This is a genomic window from Pseudomonas fragi (assembly GCF_900105835.1).
Lineage (GTDB): Bacteria > Pseudomonadota > Gammaproteobacteria > Pseudomonadales > Pseudomonadaceae > Aquipseudomonas > Aquipseudomonas fragi.
This window is the reverse complement of record NZ_LT629783.1, coordinates 4,966,504-4,983,574: the sequence shown is the minus strand read 5'-3', so window position 1 is coordinate 4,983,574 and position 17,071 is coordinate 4,966,504. Positions and strand designations below refer to the sequence as shown.

Annotated in this window: 10 protein-coding genes; 4 read left to right on the top strand and 6 right to left on the bottom strand. The window is 61.7% G+C overall.

The features are described 5' to 3' along the window. Positions 1 to 42 precede the first annotated feature (42 nt). The gene (gene mnmC, locus BLU25_RS22970) at positions 43 to 2,022 is read left to right on the top strand and encodes a bifunctional tRNA (5-methylaminomethyl-2-thiouridine)(34)-methyltransferase MnmC2/FAD-dependent 5-carboxymethylaminomethyl-2-thiouridine(34) oxidoreductase MnmC1 (RefSeq protein ID WP_083369849.1); all 1,980 of its coding nucleotides are present in this window, start codon (positions 43 to 45) and stop codon (positions 2,020 to 2,022) included. Here the strand turns inward: mnmC and BLU25_RS22965 are convergent. Continuing rightward, the gene (locus BLU25_RS22965; RefSeq protein WP_016780226.1) at positions 2,009 to 6,823 is read right to left on the bottom strand and encodes an NEL-type E3 ubiquitin ligase domain-containing protein; all 4,815 of its coding nucleotides are present in this window, start codon (positions 6,821 to 6,823) and stop codon (positions 2,009 to 2,011) included. The genes mnmC and BLU25_RS22965 overlap by 14 nt on opposite strands. A 334-nt stretch (positions 6,824 to 7,157) precedes the next feature. Here BLU25_RS22965 and BLU25_RS22960 point away from each other — a divergent pair, with 334 nt between their 5' ends. Genes BLU25_RS22960 through BLU25_RS22950 form a run of 3 tightly spaced genes read left to right on the top strand, consistent with a single transcriptional unit; the run spans position 7,158 to position 11,890 of the window. Further along, positions 7,158 to 8,930, top strand: coding sequence for an N-acetylglutaminylglutamine amidotransferase (locus BLU25_RS22960; protein WP_016780225.1), 1,773 nt, complete (start codon positions 7,158 to 7,160; stop codon positions 8,928 to 8,930). 3 nt (positions 8,931 to 8,933) lie between these two features. Then, positions 8,934 to 10,679, top strand: a complete 1,746-nt coding sequence (gene ngg / locus BLU25_RS22955) for an N-acetylglutaminylglutamine synthetase (protein ID WP_016780224.1) — start codon at positions 8,934 to 8,936, stop codon at positions 10,677 to 10,679. Positions 10,680 to 10,702: 23 nt separating this feature from the next. Next, positions 10,703 to 11,890, top strand: a complete 1,188-nt coding sequence (locus BLU25_RS22950; protein ID WP_083369848.1) for an osmoprotectant NAGGN system M42 family peptidase — start codon at positions 10,703 to 10,705, stop codon at positions 11,888 to 11,890. A gap of 126 nt (positions 11,891 to 12,016) precedes the next feature. Here the strand turns inward: BLU25_RS22950 and cysG are convergent, their stop codons facing one another. From cysG to lolA, 5 genes are read right to left on the bottom strand one after another with little or no spacing between them, the layout of a single operon-like run. Further along, on the bottom strand, positions 12,017 to 13,411 hold the full coding sequence (gene cysG / locus BLU25_RS22945; RefSeq protein ID WP_016780222.1) for a siroheme synthase CysG: 1,395 nt from the start codon (positions 13,409 to 13,411) through the stop codon (positions 12,017 to 12,019). Continuing rightward, on the bottom strand, positions 13,412 to 14,692 hold the full coding sequence (gene serS / locus BLU25_RS22940) for a serine--tRNA ligase (RefSeq protein ID WP_083369847.1): 1,281 nt from the start codon (positions 14,690 to 14,692) through the stop codon (positions 13,412 to 13,414). Positions 14,693 to 14,708: 16 nt separating this feature from the next. Further along, the gene (crcB, locus tag BLU25_RS22935; RefSeq protein ID WP_016780221.1) at positions 14,709 to 15,083 is read right to left on the bottom strand and encodes a fluoride efflux transporter CrcB; all 375 of its coding nucleotides are present in this window, start codon (positions 15,081 to 15,083) and stop codon (positions 14,709 to 14,711) included. Next, positions 15,080 to 16,405, bottom strand: a complete 1,326-nt coding sequence (locus tag BLU25_RS22930; RefSeq protein ID WP_016780220.1) for a replication-associated recombination protein A — start codon at positions 16,403 to 16,405, stop codon at positions 15,080 to 15,082. Before BLU25_RS22930 ends, crcB begins: the two co-directional genes overlap by 4 nt. Before the next feature lie 28 nt (positions 16,406 to 16,433). Then, complete coding sequence (lolA, locus tag BLU25_RS22925; protein ID WP_016780219.1) at positions 16,434 to 17,054, bottom strand: outer membrane lipoprotein periplasmic chaperone LolA; 621 nt, start codon at positions 17,052 to 17,054, stop codon at positions 16,434 to 16,436. Positions 17,055 to 17,071: the final 17 nt, after the last annotated feature.

Sequence of the window (17,071 nt, the reverse complement as noted above, 5' to 3'; positions counted from 1 at the left end):
GCGATCGGCTAGAATGGCGGCCTTGCCGTTGCCGAGCCGCACATGATTACTGAAACTGCCAATGCCCAGATTGACTGGGATGACCAGGGCCGCCCCCATTCGCGGGTGTTTGACGACGTGTACTTTTCAGACAAGTCGGGCCTTGATGAAACCCGTTATGTTTTTATTCAACAGAACGCCCTCGCAGAGCGCTTCGCCGCGTTGGTGGCCAATACCCAACTGGTGATTGGCGAAACCGGCTTCGGCACCGGCTTGAATTTTTTATGCGCCTGGCAGTTGTTCGAGCAACACGCACACCCCGAGGCCCGCCTGCACTTCATCAGTGTCGAGAAATACCCGCTCACCCGTGATGACCTGCAGCGCGCGCTGGCGCTGTGGCCAGAACTGGCGCCGCTCAGCGAGCAATTGCTGGCCGCCTATTTTGCAATCCACCCGGGTTTCCAGACCCTGACCCTGGCCAATGGCCGAGTCACGCTCACGTTGTTGATCGGGGATGCCCTGGAGCAATTGCCGCAGCTCGACGGCAAAATCGATGCCTGGTTTCTCGACGGCTTTGCCCCGGCGAAAAACCCCGGCATGTGGACCCCCGAACTGTTCGCGCAGCTGGCGCGCCTTGCCGCGCCCGGGTCGACGATCAGCACCTTCACCAGTACCGGCTGGGTGCGCCGGGCGTTGAACGAGGCCGGGTTCAAGATGCGCCGCACGCCGGGCATCGGCCACAAATGGGAGATCCTGCGCGGCACCTTTGTCGGCTTGCCGGAAAACCAGCCAGTACCCCCCACGGTCAAACCCTGGTTTGCCCGCCCGCCCCGGGTCGAAGGCCAGCGCAAGGCTCTGGTGATCGGCGGCGGCCTGTCGGGTTGCGCCAGCGCCAACAGCCTGGCCCGGCGCGGCTGGCAGGTAGTATTACTGGAGCGCCATGAGCGGCTGGCCAAGGAGGCTTCAGGCAACCCCCAGGGCATTCTCTATCTCAAACTCTCTGCCCACGGTACGACCTTGTCGCAGATGATTGTCAGTGGCTTCGGCTATACCCGTCGCCTGCTGGAACACCTGCAACGCGGGCGCGACTGGGATGATTGCGGCGTGCTGCAACTGGGTTTCGATGCCAAGGAAGCTCAGCGTCAGGCGCAACTGGCGGCGGCATTTCCCCCGGCACTGGTGCACCTGCTCGACCAGCCCCAGGCACAAGCCCTGGCCGGGATCGAGCTGGCCCACGGCGGGCTGTTCTACCCCGAAGGCGGTTGGGTACATCCCCCTGCGCTGTGCCACTACCAGACCCTGCACCCCAATGTTCAGGTCCTGACCCACAGTGATGTGGTGCAACTGCACAAGGTCGACGACCAGTGGCAGGCATGCCACGAGGATCGGCTACTGGCCAGCGCGCCGGTGGTGATCCTGGCGGGTGCAGCCGAGGTCAAACGCTTCCCGGCCAGCAGCGGCTTGCCGCTCAAGCGGATTCGCGGGCAAATCACCCAGCTGGCGCAAACACCTGACAGCGCCGTGCTGAAAACAGTGGTCTGTGCCGAAGGCTATGTTGCCCCCGGTCGATTGGGGGAACATACCCTGGGCGCCAGCTTCGACTTCCATAACGAAGACCTGACCACCACCCCCGAAGGCCATCAGGGCAACCTTGATCTTCTGCAGGAAATATCCCCGGATCTGGCCCATCGCCTCGGTGACGAGCAGCTCGACCCGCACACCCTCCAGGGCTGGGCCGCGTTCCGTTGCACCAGCCCGGATTACTTGCCCATCGTCGGCCCGCTGGCGGCCCCGGAACAATTCGCCAGCGCCTATAGCGTGTTGCGCAAGGATGCCCGGCAAGTCCCCGACACGGCCTGCCCGTGGCTCGACGGTTTGTACGTCAACAGCGGCCATGGCTCCCGCGGTTTGATTACTGCGCCACTGTCCGGCGAGCTGCTGGCCGCCTGGATCAACGATGAGCCCCTGCCCGTGCCCAGAGCTGTCGCCGAGGCCTGCCTGCCCAACCGGTTTGCCCTGCGCGCACTGATCAAAGGGCTGTAGTGGGAGAGTCTTGCGAAGCCCTGGGTGCCAGCAGTGACTCGGTCATTTGCAGGCTCCAGACATCGACCGCAGCATCCATGCGCTGACGGACTTCACCGACCTCACGCAGGTAGCGCTCGCTGTTCATTTCCGGCGAACGCGTCAACAACTCGCTGAGGGCCTCGAAGTACGGCTCGGTCAAGGCGCTGTATTGCGGCCTGTTAGTGCGGATCAGGTATTCGCGCCAAAACTGGCGGGTGCTGATAAAGATATTCAGGGCCGCGGTTTTCTCGGCCCGCTCGACCTCAAGCCGGGCGATATCCAGGTCCTCCCGGGTGACCCCGGCCAGGGATTTGAACACCATGCTTTCAGGTTGCCCCGGCAGCTCCAGGGCCCGCGCCAGGCCAATCCGGTAAGCCAGGTGTATTTCCAGCTCATCAGGCAACGGGTCGGCCTGTGCCAGGCGCAACAGATAGTGTTCATGGGCGATCCTGGCGACCTTGTCGAGCCTGAACAGCCCCTTGCCCAGCCCCAGCAACTGGTGCTTTTGCGGCGAGCCCTCCTGGGAGAGGCCCGCCAGCTCCATTTGCACCTCCATCTCACTGAACGTGAAGGCCACACTGTCGGTACAGCTGCGCGGTGAAGCGGCTATGTCCAGCACATCGCGGCGTAATACCGAGCTGTCATTGGCCGCCTCGATCATCTCCCAGACCCGCCGGCTCAGGTCCTGACGCACTTCGCGGGCATCTGCCGTGGCAGTGAGACGACTGAGCACGGTGAAAAAGTCTTCCGAGGCCGCATCCGCCCGCAAGCTGTTCCACAGTAGCTCCCTGCGACGCAGCTCCTGGGTGGTGATACCCGCTGTCCAGAACTCGAACGCTGCCGCTTCACTCATCAATTCTTCGCTGTTGATGCCCATGCTGCTGCCACCTTGCATGGCATTGCGTGCCAGGCGCAGGCGGCTGGCGGCCGACAACGGGTTGCCGGTCAGGGAGATATTGCGGGTCACGGCAAGGGGGGCCTGATAGACATGCTCCGGAATCTCGACGATGCGGTTTTCCCTGAGGTCCGCAGACTCCAGGAACGGTCTGGAGATCAAGTCCTGTGGCCAGTGGTCGATCCAGGTCCGGCGCAGATAGACCCGGCGCAGGAAACCCAGATTGCTTAATGCAAGGTTGGGGCCCAACAGATTGTCATTGAGGTTGAGCACCTGCAGCTTGCTCAGGGTATTGAGCACGGCAACATTGCCGGGATTCAGGTACAGCAGGTTGCGCGCCAGGGACAAACGCCGCAGGTTGGGCATGCGCTCAAGCTGTGCAGGCAAATGAACCATGCGGTTATTGTCCATTTCCAGCGACACCAGCCCGCTGAAATGCTCCAGGAACCTGCTGGCCGTGTCCCGGCAGTTCATATTATTGAGTTTCAACTCCCGCACATGGCTGAAATCGGCCACCGCGGGCAGCTCAGGAAAGTTGCCCAGGCGAAAACCATCCAGGCTCAGGCTGTGCATGTCCTCGTTGTGTGCCCAGGGGATATGGGTCGGGCTCTTGCGCCAGCAGCGCTCGATCAGCCCGGCTGCCTGGTAGCGGTTTTCGGCGTAATCGTGCATGGCGTCCGCCAACGGCACATCGCTGGGCGTGGCATCGATCCACGCTTGCAGGCTTGTCAGCAGCGCCCTTCTCTCGCGCTTGCGTTCGCGCAGGATATGCAGCGGCTCGACTCCCCGCTCCACCAGACCGTCAAGGTATTCAATGACCTGCTCATCATCGAAGTCGGAGTAGATCATGCGCACACGGCGCTGCAGCTCCCAGGAGTGGGGGCCCGACGTCATCCCGCACAAGGGATAGCCCATTTGCCCGTCAGCCAGGACAACCGGGGCCTTGAAACCCGGTTTGATCGGCTGCATGCCCAGCACCTGAGCTGACTCCTGCCGGGCATTGCTGGCCAGTTTGGCCAGGGCCGCGTTGAAGGACGACGCATCCCGACTTGAACCAAAGCCCATTGCATTGCGCTCAAAGTCGCTCAAAGTCTCGAAAAGCGCCGTCGACAGCGGTACAGGAGCACCTGGCTCAAGAATGTATCCAGCGCCACGCGGCCTGTAGCGCATATAACCCTGGGGGGTCTTGACCAGCACTCGCGGCGGCGTCGTCAGCACGCCGTCCCATAGGTGAATCAAGGCGCCGGACAGCGTGCCTTCGCGAATCTCCAGCGCTTTGTCGGCAGGCCAACCGGGCAGTTGCTCGAAGTAATGCAGGGCCAGTCGTTCGGCATCATCATTGGCCTGCGAGCCCAGATAAAACCCCTCGATAGCGCGATTCAACCGCGCTTCGCGCAGATGCACCCGCACCCGCTCGGCCAGGGCCAGGGGCACCTTGCCTGCACGCAAGCCTTCCAGTTGCGGGTTGCTGGCCGACTCGACCAAAGCCTGCGCCACCGTGCGCGGCAATCCCGGAAAATCCCGTTCGATGATCTTGGCTTCAGGTGCCAGGGACTGGTTGAAACGCGCATACAGTTGCTCGAATACCTGACGCTTGTGCTCCCGCGCATAGTTGCCCAGCTCTCGGGCCAAGGCGCGCGCCGATGCTGGAGCGCCCGCCAGCTCGTTGCCCAGCAACGCTTTGGCCTGGGCTTCGGGCAAGGCGGCCAGTACGGCATCCAGCAGTTGGCCTTGCTCAAGCACGGATGCCGTCAGGTTGATATGCGAGGAGCTCGGCCACCCAGTACTGCCGTATTGCGCCAGGCTATTGCCCGTCTCGTCGACGACAGCAAGCCCTTTGCCCTCAGGCCAGCCCGGCAACCCGGGCAACAGCTGCAACTGTAGGTCGGTCCAACGCCGGGAGGCGTATTGACCACTGCTCATCTGCTCGACAAATGTATCGAGCTGGTGGTCGATCACAAAGCGCTTGAGGGTGACGTTCAACAAGGGCGGTGCTGGCAGATTGTCCAGATGGACACGGCGCATGATATCCGGGCGGGTGCCAGTCAGCTCACGCACCTGCTCCAGCGTTTGCTCGTCAAGCGCTGCGGCTTCAGGCCCCAGGCGCCCCAGTAAGGTGGCACTGTCGGCCCACTCCAGCGGCCGCTCATGCGCATGTTGCCAGGCGCCTTCGTTGTTGTGCAGCAATGCCGGTTTGAACGCTTGGGGCCGGTGCGGATGAGGTATGCGCCACTGTCGGTGCACGGCATCGAACTCGACGGGATAGTGCTTGCCGTTCACTTCCACATGTTGCCTGCCGTTGATACGGAAAAACCCCTGACCGTCGACGGTAAATCGGTGCTCACCCACTGCACCGAGCTCATAATGCTCAAGGTTTTTGTTCCATAACCGGGCCGTGCCGTCATCGCGGCTAATGGGTTCAAAACCTTCAAAGTGCGCCAGGGTAGCCGCACTCAGGCGCCTGGCTGCAGCCCGCACGGCAGCCACCCCGGCTACAACGGCAGTGTTGACGGCCAGATCCCTGGCGACATTGAGCAGGTGCTCGCGGGCATGGTCGACATCGCCCTGGGTCCAGTCCTCGACCCCCTCATAGACTTCCTTGAGCATGTCGCCGATTGCCACCGCCAGCATCAGGTCGCCCAGAACCGGTACAAACAGGGCCGCGACGTTGATCAGCAACAGGCCTGCCGTTTTGTACAGCTGCCAGCGCTGTTCGCGCTCGCGTTCGTCGAGTACATGGGTCGGTACAGCCAGCAGCTGCGCATCGGCAAACATGTTGCGCAACTGCACGGTACACAGGTAGTGCGCTGCACTCATGGCCTGGGTGCTTGCGGTCAGGCTCAAGTGTTCGGGGCGGGCCTGGAGCTTCTGGATAAACAACGGGCGCACGCTCAAGGCCGTGAACTGTGCAAAGAACTTCGCATAGGCCGGGTCCAGCAGCCGGTGCTTCAATTCATCGGTGAACACCTGCAAGGAACTGAACTCGAAAAAAGGCGCCAGCGGATCATTGGGTATATAGGCGATCAGCCGATTGCCGGGATGCTGCAGCAAGGTATCCGGGGAAAAAATCACCACCCCGTCGATTGGCGTGTCCAGGATCGTCAGCGCGCTGAGCACCAGCGGCTTGCCATCCAGCTGCACCCCGGGGGGATGGATGGTGCTTTCGGGCCGGGTCAGCGTGGCAAGGATTGTCGTGTAGGCGGTTTGGCTGATTTTTTTCTTCAGGAAGGCGATATGGGCGTCGACCGCCATGTCATGGGTTTTCAGGCAGCGCAGGTTGGCCTGGGTGGCCAGGTGCGCAGGCCCCGGCGTACCCGACGCGTTAACACCTAGAGAATGCTCCAGGTACTGCTGGTACTTGAGCCCCAGATCCAGCCGGCGGCACAGCGCAGCAAAGTGATGGGGCCTGAGCGGGCTGACATGATCCGCCTGCCCGCCCAGGCGAATCTGGCTCTGCGGGTTGAAGCCGTCTTCATGGGCCTCCCGGGCCGAAAAATTTTGCAGGGCAGCCCACAGCAGGGTCTTGGGTTCGTCACGCACCAGGTAGTGCCGAACGGTGCTCAGCAGGGTCTCGTCGGTAATCAGGTGAACATGCACCACTGCCAGGTAGTCGTTGTGGATATTGAGTGACGGCCCGAATTCACCCTTGACCGCGACCGCCAGCAACTCCCCGCAATAAGCCTCGACACTTTGCAGCTCGCCGAATTTCTTGCCGACCAGGCCGTGATAGAAGCGGCTATGGGCCATAGAGGCATCCAGCGCAGTGATGATCTGCGGATCGGCGCCCAGCAACCATTTGGGCATATGGCCATGCACCAGTTCCAGCGGCTCAAGGTCACTGAGTGTGGTATCGCGGGCATTCAGCGGGGGGGTGTGGCGGGCCATATCCGGTCTTCTGCAGGTCAGTGAGTGCCTAACCTAGCGCCGCATCATGGCTGCAGTGACATAGATATATATATGCCCCTCGATAAATGCCGGTGCCCTGCCCGCAACACAACCATCGGTAATTTTTATTGAACGATCCGGGCACAGGTCACTCGATAAAACACGGTCATTTATGGCGATGCGGGTGGGTATAACCCCGCACCGCGCGGGCCGGTGACACGGCCCAAGGCTGTTTCGCCCTTTAAAACCGGGCCCAAGCGCTACGAAGCGTCCCGCAAAGACGCTGACACATCCCTGTAGCACCACATGCAGAAATACCAAGGATTTACACACCATGTGCGGATTAGCTGGCGAGTTACGTTTTGATCAACACCCTGCCGACCTGGCAGCCATCGAACGCATCACCCACCACCTTGCACCTCGTGGCCCCGATGCCTGGGGGTTTCACAGCCAGGGGCCGGTTGCCCTTGGCCATCGTCGCCTGAAAATCATGGATTTGTCCGACGGCTCGGCCCAGCCGATGGTCGACAGCCAGTTGGGATTGTCCCTGGCCTTCAACGGCGCGATCTATAACTTCCCCGAGCTGCGCGCCGAGCTTGAAACCCTGGGTTACAGCTTTTATTCCGACGGCGATACCGAAGTGCTGCTCAAGGGCTATCACGCCTGGGGCGAGGCGCTGCTGCCCAAGCTCAATGGCATGTTTGCTTTCGCCATCTGGGAGCGCGACGCCCAGCGCCTGTTTATCGCCCGTGATCGCCTGGGGGTCAAACCGCTGTACCTGTCGCGCACCGGCGAGCGCCTGCGCTTTGCCTCGACCCTGCCCGCGCTGCTCAAGGGCGGTGATATCAGCCCGATGCTCGACCCGGTGGCCCTCAACCATTACCTGAATTTTCACGCCGTGGTGCCCGCCCCCCGCACCCTGATTGCCGGCATTGAGAAACTGCCGCCCGCCACCTGGCTGCGCATCGACGCCAATGGCCATACCAAGCAGAAAACCTGGTGGACCCTGCCCTACGGCCCCCATGCCGATGAAGCCAACCTGACCCTGGAAGACTGGCGCGACCGCGTGCTCGACAGCACCCGCGAAGCCGTGGCCATCCGCCAGCGCGCAGCGGTGGATGTCGGCGTGCTGCTATCAGGCGGTGTCGATTCCAGCTTGCTTGTGGGCTTGCTGCGGGATGTTGGCGTACAGGACCTGTCGACCTTTTCCATCGGGTTTGAGGACGCAGGCGGCGAGCGCGGTGATGAATTCCAGTATTCGGATTTGATCGCCAAGCATTACGGCACTCGCCATCACCAACTGCGCATTGGCGAACACGAGATCATCGAGCAACTGCCTGCGGCCTTTCGCGCCATGAGCGAGCCGATGGTCAGCCATGACTGCATTGCCTTTTACCTGCTGTCCCGCGAGGTCGCCAAGCATTGCAAGGTGGTGCAAAGCGGCCAGGGTGCTGACGAACTGTTTGCCGGCTATCACTGGTACCCACAAGTGGACGGCGCCAGCGATCCTTATGCCGCGTACCGCGAAGCCTTTTTCGACCGCAGTTACGACGAGTACAAGGCCACGGTCCAGCCACAATGGCTGACAGCCAATGACGCTGCTGGCGACTTTGTGCGTGAGCATTTCGCACAGCCGGGTGCGCAGGCCGGGGTGGACAAGGCCTTGCGCCTGGACAGCACCGTGATGCTGGTGGATGACCCGGTCAAACGGGTGGACAACATGACGATGGCCTGGGGCCTTGAAGCCCGCACGCCGTTTCTGGATTACCGCCTGGCCGAGCTGTCGGCGCGAATTCCGGCGCGCTTCAAATTGCCTGACGGCGGCAAGCAGGTACTCAAGGAAGCCGCACGGCTGGTGATCCCCAGCGAAGTCATCGATCGCAAAAAAGGCTATTTCCCGGTGCCGGGGCTCAAGCACTTGCAGGGCAACACCCTCAACTGGGTGCGCGACCTGCTGCTGGACCCGAGTCAGGATCGTGGCCTGTTCCAGCCGGCCATGCTTGACCAGTTGCTGACCAACCCGCAAAGCCAGCTGACGCCCCTCAACGGCTCCAAGCTGTGGCAACTGGCCGCCCTGAACCTGTGGCTGAGCGAACAAGGAATCTGATCGATGAAACCCCTCGCTACGGCTTATAGCCAGCGTTTACTGCGTGGCCAAACGCCTTCTTACGAGCGCCTGCAAGCCCGCTTTGCCGAAGACGGCAGCGAACTGAGTGCCTGCCCCGTGGCCGTACATTGCGGCTGGGGCCGACTGTTGATCGGGCATACCTTTCCTGACCCCGCCACCCTGGCCGAAGAGCTGCTCAACGAGCAGCCCGGCGAGCGCGATATTGCCCTGTATGTCGCCGCGCCCCAGCAGGTGCTGGCGCAGTCGCCGCAACAACTGTTCCTCGACCCCTCGGATACACTGCGACTGTGGTTTACCGATTACCGCCAGGCCACCCGCGTGTTTCGCGGCTTCCGTATCCGCCGCGCACAAAGCGAGGCGGACTGGAGCGCGATCAACACCCTGTACCTGTCACGCTCCATGCTGCCCATCGACCCGACCCTGCTGACCTCGCGCCACGAGGGCGGCCCGGTGTACTGGATGGCCGAAGACGAGGACAGCGGCGCGGTGATCGGCAGTGTCATGGGCTTGAACCATCACACCGCGTTCAACGACCCTGAAAACGGCAGCAGCCTCTGGTGCCTGGCGGTCGACCCGCTCTGTTCACGCCCGGGAGTGGGTGAAGTGCTGGTACGGCATTTGGTCGAACACTTTATGAGCCGCGGCCTGAGCTATCTCGACCTGTCGGTGCTGCATGACAATGCCCAGGCCAAGAACCTCTACGCCAAACTGGGCTTTCGCACCCTGTCGACCTTTGCCATCAAGCGCAAGAACGGCATCAACCAGCCGCTGTTTCTGGGGCCTGGCCCCGAGGTCGGGCTCAACCCCTATGCCAGCATCCTCGTTGAAGAAGCCTATAAACGTGGCATCGACGTGCAGATTGACGACGCGGCCGCCGGTCTGTTCACCCTTAGCCACGGCGGGCGACGGATTCGTTGCCGCGAGTCCCTCAGCGACCTGACCAGCGCCATCAGCATGAGCCTGTGCCAGGACAAGTGCCTGACCCACAAGGTGCTCAGCCAGGCTGGCCTGAACGTGCCGACCCAGCAACTGGCGGGCAATGCCGATGACAACCTGGCGTTTGTCGAGCAGCACGGCCGGGTGGTGGTCAAGCCGGTGGATGGTGAACAAGGCAATGGCGTCGCGGTGGACCTGCACAGCATCGAGCAGGTGCAACAGGCCATCGAGGCAGCGCGGGCGTTCGACAGCCGGGTGCTGCTCGAAAGTTTTCACGAAGGCCTCGACCTGCGCATCGTGGTGATCGGCTTTGAAGTGGTGGCTGCAGCCATCCGTCGTCCTGCGCAAGTGATAGGCGATGGCCAACACCGCGTCCAGCGCCTGATCGAGGCGCAAAGCCGCCGACGCCAGGCCGCCACCGGTGGCGAAAGCCGCATCCCGCTGGACGCCGAAACCCTGCGCACCGTGCAGGCCGCAGGCTATGACTACGACAGCATCCTGCCCGCCGGGCAGGTGCTGACCGTGCGCCGCACCGCCAACCTGCATACCGGCGGCTGCCTGGAGGACGTCACCGCCGTGCTGCACCCGGTGCTGGCCGACGCCGCCATCCGCGCAGCCCGGGCCCTGGATATTCCGGTAGTGGGGCTCGACCTGATGGTGCCCGCCGCCGACCAACCCGACTATGTATTTATTGAAGCCAACGAGCGCGCCGGGCTGGCCAACCATGAGCCGCAGCCCACCGCCGAGCGCTTTATCGATTTGTTGTTTCCCCACAGTCAGCCTGCTCAATAGCTGACCGGCCCTCAGGAGTTTTTATGAACCGCAGCCTCCCTGAACCCGACCTCGACTACCTGCAACGGGTATTGCTGGAAATGCTCGCCATTCCCAGCCCCACCGGTTTTACCGACACCATCGTGCGTTATGTCGCCGAGCGCCTCGACGAATTGGGGATCCCTTTTGAACTGACCCGCCGCGGCACCTTGCGCGCCACCCTCAAGGGCCAGAAAAACAGCCCGGACCGCGCCGTGTCCGCGCACCTGGACACCATTGGCGCGAGCGTGCGGGCGATCAAGGACAACGGCCGGCTGGTGCTGGCACCTGTCGGTTGCTGGTCAAGCCGGTTTGCCGAAGGCAGCCGCGTGAGCCTGTTTACCGACAACGGCGTGATCCGCGGCAGTGTCCTGCCATTAATGGCTTCTGGCCACGCCTTCAATACCGGCGTGGATGAACTGCCGATCAGTTGGGACCATATCGAGTTGCGCCTGGATGCCTACTGCGCCACCCGCGCGGATTGTGATTCGCTGGGGGTCAATATCGGTGATTTCGTGGCCTTCGACCCACTGCCGGAATTTACCGAAAGTGGCCATATCAGCGCGCGGCACCTGGATGACAAGGCGGGTGTGGCGGCCCTGCTCGCGGCCCTGAAAGCCATTGTCGACAGTGGCGAACAGCCCCTTATCGACTGTCATCCACTGTTTACCATCACCGAAGAAATCGGCAATGGTGCGGCAGCGGCCTTGCCGTGGGATGTGAGCGAGTTTGTGGGGATCGATATTGCGCCGGTAGCACCAGGCCAGCATTCAAGCGAACATGCGGTGAGTGTGGCGATGCAGGATTCGGGCGGGCCCTATGACTATCACCTGTCGCGGCATTTACTGGGATTGGCCACTGAAAATGAGTTGCCGGTGCGCCGGGACATGTTCCGTTATTACTTCAGCGATGCCCATTCGGCCGTCACTGCCGGGCATGATATTCGGTGCGCCTTGCTGGCGTTTGGTTGCGATGCGACCCACGGGTATGAGCGCACCCATATCGACAGCCTGGCGGCGTTGAGCCGATTGCTGGGGGCTTACATCCTCAGCCCGCCGGTTTTTGCCAGCGATGCGCAGCCAGCGCAGGGGTCACTGGACCGCTTCAGCCATCAAATCGAACATGATGCGCAGATGGAAAGCGACACCCGGGTGCCGTCGGTGGAGAGTCTGGTGGGGGAAAATCGGAGCTGAAGCAAAGTCAAAAGCCCCTCACCCTGACCCTCTCCCGGAGGGAGAGGGGACTGACCGGGCGCGGATTCAAAAACACCATCAATCAGCCCCTTCTCCCTCCGGGAGAGGGTTGGGGTGAGGGCAGCGTCAGACCTGCGCCTGAGCCCCTTCAAACCACGCCAGCTTCTCACGCAGCAAAACCACTTCGCCCACAATCACCAGCGTCGGCGCATGCACTTCATGCTCCGCTACCAGTGTCGGCAAATCGGCCAGGGTGCCGGTAAACACCCGCTGATTGGACGTAGTACCCTGCTGAATCAACGCAGCCGGGGTATCTGCCGAACGACCATGCTTGATCAACTGTTCGCAGATGATCGGCAAACCCACCAGGCCCATGTAGAACACCAGAGTTTGCGCTGGCGCAACCAGATCGTTCCAGGGCAGGTTGCTGGTACCGTCCTTCAGATGCCCGGTAACAAAGCGCACAGACTGCGCGTAGTCACGATGGGTCAGCGGAATCCCGGCATAGGCCGCGCAACCACTGGCTGCGGTAATGCCCGGCACTACCTGGAACGGAATCCCGTGGGCCGCCAGCTCTTCGATTTCTTCACCGCCACGGCCAAAGATAAACGGATCGCCACCCTTGAGCCGCACCACGCGCTTGCCCTGTTTGGCCAGATCCACCAGTTGCTGGTTGATCTGATCCTGCGGCACGGCATGGTCAGCGCGACGCTTGCCGACATAAATCCGCTCGGCATCGCGACGGCACAGTTCAAGAATCGCCGGCGCCACCAGGCGGTCGTACAGCACCACGTCCGCTTGCTGCATCAAGCGCAGCGCACGAAACGTGAGCAAGTCAGGATCGCCCGGCCCGGCACCCACCAGATACACCTCACCGGTGGTCAGCGCTGCCTTGCCCTCAATCTTGGCCACCAGCAAACGCTCGGCTTCAGCAGCCTGCCCGGCCAGCAGGCGATCGGCAATCGGGCCCTGGAACACATCTTCCCAAAACCCGCGACGCTGCTGCACATCAGGAAACAGACCCTTGACCCGGGCACGGAAACGCGCCGCAAGGCCCGCTAACTGACCATAGGTCGAAGGAATCCAGGTTTCGATCTTGGCGCGGATCAACCGCGCCAGCACTGGCGCATCGCCGCCACTGGAGATGGCGATCACCAAGGGCGAACGATCGACAATCGCGGGGAAGATCACGCTGCACAAGGCAGGAGCATCCACCACATTGACCGGCACGCAGCGGCGGTGGGCATCGGCAGAGACCTGGGCGTTGAGTGGCTCATCGTCGGTGGCGGCGATGATCAGGACGCAACCTTCAAGGTCGGCCTCGACATAACCGCGCAGCACCTGTTCGCCACCGCTGCTGTTTATCAACTCGCACAACTGTGGCTCCATGGCGGGTGCGACCACCCGCAGCACCGCACCGGCATCGGCCAGCAGGCGAGACTTGCGCAAGGCAATCTCCCCGCCGCCAACCACCAGTACACGGCTGCCACGCAGGTTATGAAACAGCGGCAGAAACTCCATTTAGCCGATGACCTCAATGCCGCCCATGTAAGGCTTGAGTACGTCAGGCACACGGATCGAACCGTCAGCCTGCTGGTAGTTTTCCAGCACGGCGACCAGGGTACGGCCTACAGCCAGACCGGAACCGTTGAGGGTATGCACCAGCTCAGGCTTGTTGGTTTCCGGGTTACGGAAACGCGCCTGCATGCGACGGGCCTGGAAATCACCGCAGTTGGAGCACGACGAAATTTCGCGGTATTTGTCCTGGCTTGGAACCCACACTTCCAGATCGTAGGTCTTGACCGCGCTGAAACCCATGTCGCCGGTGCACAGCGCCAGGGTGCGGTAAGGCAGCTCCAGCAGTTGCAACACCTTCTCGGCATTGCCGACCAGACCTTCCAGTGCTTCCATCGAAGTGGACGGCTCAACGATCTGGACCATTTCAACCTTGTCGAACTGGTGCTGGCGGATCATGCCGCGGGTATCGCGACCCGATGCACCTGCCTCGCTGCGGAAGCACGGGGTGTGCGCCACCAGCTTGATCGGCAGGGCTTTGTGCTCGACGATTTCGCCAGCCACGATGTTGGTCAGGGTCACTTCAGCCGTCGGGATCAGGTAGAAATCGGCTTCACCTTCACGGCTGATCTTGAACAGTTCTTCTTCGAATTTCGGCAACTGGCCAGTGCCTTGCAGCGCCGGGGCCTGAACCAGATAAGGCGTGTAGGCCTCTTCGTAGCCGTGCTCACCGGTATGCAGGTTGATCATGAACTGGGCCAGCGCACGATGCAGGCGGGCAATCGGGCCGCGCAGCAGGGCAAAGCGGGCACCGGAGAGCTTGGCGGCGGTTTCAAAGTCCAGCCAGCCATGCTGCTCGCCGAGGGCGACGTGGTCCTTGATTTCAAAATCGAAGGCAGTCGGCGTGCCCCAGCGACGGATTTCGACGTTGCCGTCTTCGTCAGCGCCTACCGGCACGGAAGCGTCCGGCAGGTTGGGCAGGCCCAGCAGGATGGCGTCCAGCTCGGTCTGGATCACGTCCAGCTCGGCCTTGCCATTGGCCAGGTCGCTGCCCATGGTTTCAACACTGGCCATCAGTGGCGCGATGTCTTCACCGCGTGCCTTGGCCTGACCAATGCTTTTGGAGATGGCATTGCGCTCGGCCTGCAACTTCTCGGTCAGGGTCTGGACTTCTTTACGCTTGGCTTCCAGCGCGTCGATGCGCGCCACGTCCAGCGTGAAGCCACGGGATGCCAGGCGATCCGCTACGTCCTGCAGGTTGCTACGTAACAGTTTGGAATCGAGCATGTCGGTTTCTCGTTTATCAAAGTTTGGTCAGGGACAGGCCAGCCCAGGTTGCGAGCAGCCCGCCGAATACGCTGAGGGCCGCATAGCCCAGTGCCAGTGGCACTTGCCCGCTTTCCAGCAGGCGCACCGTATCCAGTGAAAAGGATGAAAAAGTGGTCAAGCCACCCAGGAAACCGACCATCAGACCGGCGCGGACTTCAATCGGTACTTCCGGGCGAATCAGAAAAAGTCCGTAAAGGAGGCCTATCAACAGGCAGCCCACGATATTAACGGCCAATGTCGCGGTATAAAAGTGCCGCGGCCAATTGGCGTTGATCCAGTTACCTGTAGCGAAGCGCAACAATGTACCTGTAATGCCGCCAACCGAGACGGCTACTACCAATGGAATCACGGTTTTCTCCGTTGTTTGGGGCTGGCCCGGTCGAGTGCAGCGAGATGCTTGAGCTTCTCGCCGATTTTCAACTCCAGCCCGCGAGGAACAGGCTGGTACAGGTTCAAGGGCTCCAGTTCGTCCGGGTAGTAGTCTTCGCCTGCGGCGTAGGCATCCGGCTCGTCATGGGCATAGCGGTACTCGTCGCCATAGCCCAGTTGCTTCATCAGTTTGGTCGGTGCATTGCGCAAATGCAGCGGCACTTCGAGTGAGCCGTATTCGGCGGCGCTGCGCAGTGCGGCCTTGAAGCCCATGTACACGGCGTTGCTTTTCGGCGCACAGGCCAGGTAGGTGATGGCCTGGGCCACCGCCAGCTCGCCTTCCGGGCTGCCGAGCCGTTCTTGCACGTCCCAGGCCGACAGGCACAGGCTCAGGGCTCGCGGGTCGGCGTTGCCGATGTCTTCACTGGCCATGCGCACCACGCGCCGGGCGATATAGAGCGGGTCGCAACCGCCGTCGATCATGCGCGCAAACCAGTACAGCGCACCGTCAGGGTTGGAGCCGCGTACTGACTTGTGCAACGCCGAAATCTGGTCGTAAAAGGCTTCGCCGCCCTTGTCGAAACGCCGCTGGGTATCGCCCAGCAGGTTGTGCAGCAGGTCGGTGCCGATTTCGCTGTGGTCTTCGGCCAGGTCCGAGGCGTTTTCCAGCAGGTTGAGCATGCGCCGGCCATCGCCGTCAGTGGCCCGCAGCAAAATCTGGAAACCTTCATCGCTGAGGGTCAGGCCGCGCTTGCCCAGGCCCTTGTCCTCGGTCAGCGCCCGCTGCACCAGCTTGCGCAACGCCGCTTCATCGAGGCTTTTGAGCACATAGACCCGTGCCCGCGACAGCAAGGCGTTGTTCAGTTCAAACGAGGGGTTTTCGGTAGTGGCACCGATAAAGATCAGGGTGCCATCTTCCACATAGGGCAGGAACGCATCCTGCTGCGACTTGTTGAAGCGATGCACTTCGTCGACAAACAGGATGGTCCGGCGACCATACTGGCCCGCCTGCTGCTTGGCGATTTCGACGGCCTGGCGGATCTCCTTGACCCCGGCCAGGACTGCCGAGACGGTTTCGAAATGCGCATCCGAGACTTCCGCCAGCAACCGCGCCAGGGTGGTCTTGCCCACGCCCGGCGGCCCCCAGAAGATCATCGAATGCAGCGCGCCCTGCTCCAGCGCCTCACGCAAGGGCTTGCCGCGGGCGAGCAAGTGTTGCTGACCAACGTACTCGTCCAGGTTGGCCGCACGCAAACGCGCAGCCAGCGGTTGGGCTATCGGGGCACTTCGAAACAGATCCATGGGCAGCGTTTGAAACCTCTTCCAGGGCTTATTCCTGGATGACATCAGCCCCTTTCGGGATATCGAACTTGAACTTGGAAGCCGGGATCGGCTCGTTGACCTTGACCCCGGTGAACAGGATGTTGGTGCGCTGGCCCACGCTGTCGATCAACTGCATGTCGTTGATTTTGCCACCACGAAAGGACAGGCGCAGGGAATCGAACAACGTGTCCTTGGTCTTGGGCTTAAGGGTGAAATCCATCACGTCACCGGCCTGTTTGGAGGTGATGTCGAAACTTTCACTGATTTTCGACACATCACCCGACAACAGCAGGGCCGGGGTCTGGGTCAGGCGCTGGTCCAGCTTCTTGATCGTGACCTGCTCCAGGTCCGGGTCCCACAGCGAGACTTTCTGGCCATCGGAGACCATCAGCTGCTCCTGGGGAGCGTCGGTGTGCCAATAAAACAGCCCCGGCCGCTTGACCGACATGTCACCGGCAGTTTCCTGCAACTGGGTGCCGCTGCCATCGAGGGTCAGCTGGGAAAAACGGGCGGTGATGGTATCAGAGCCCAACAGTTGGCCAAGACGTTTCACACTCTCGGCGTCGGCATGGGCCGACAGCGAAGAAAAAGCCAGTACCGGTAGCAACAGCATGCTGACAAAACGCATGGACATCCTCATTGATT

What these genes read in the sequence shown, in the direction of transcription:
- ngg (WP_016780224.1), top strand. Translation starts at nt 8,934, where the DNA reads ATGAAACCCCTCGCTACGGCTTATAGCCAGCGTTTACTGCGTGGCCAA.
- BLU25_RS22965 (WP_016780226.1), bottom strand. Translation starts at nt 6,823, where the DNA reads ATGGCCCGCCACACCCCCCCGCTGAATGCCCGCGATACCACACTCAGT.
- cysG (WP_016780222.1), bottom strand. Translation starts at nt 13,411, where the DNA reads ATGGAGTTTCTGCCGCTGTTTCATAACCTGCGTGGCAGCCGTGTACTG.
- lolA (WP_016780219.1), bottom strand. Translation starts at nt 17,054, where the DNA reads ATGCGTTTTGTCAGCATGCTGTTGCTACCGGTACTGGCTTTTTCTTCG.
- mnmC (WP_083369849.1), top strand. Translation starts at nt 43, where the DNA reads ATGATTACTGAAACTGCCAATGCCCAGATTGACTGGGATGACCAGGGC.
- serS (WP_083369847.1), bottom strand. Translation starts at nt 14,692, where the DNA reads ATGCTCGATTCCAAACTGTTACGTAGCAACCTGCAGGACGTAGCGGAT.
- BLU25_RS22960 (WP_016780225.1), top strand. Translation starts at nt 7,158, where the DNA reads ATGTGCGGATTAGCTGGCGAGTTACGTTTTGATCAACACCCTGCCGAC.
- BLU25_RS22930 (WP_016780220.1), bottom strand. Translation starts at nt 16,405, where the DNA reads ATGGATCTGTTTCGAAGTGCCCCGATAGCCCAACCGCTGGCTGCGCGT.
- BLU25_RS22950 (WP_083369848.1), top strand. Translation starts at nt 10,703, where the DNA reads ATGAACCGCAGCCTCCCTGAACCCGACCTCGACTACCTGCAACGGGTA.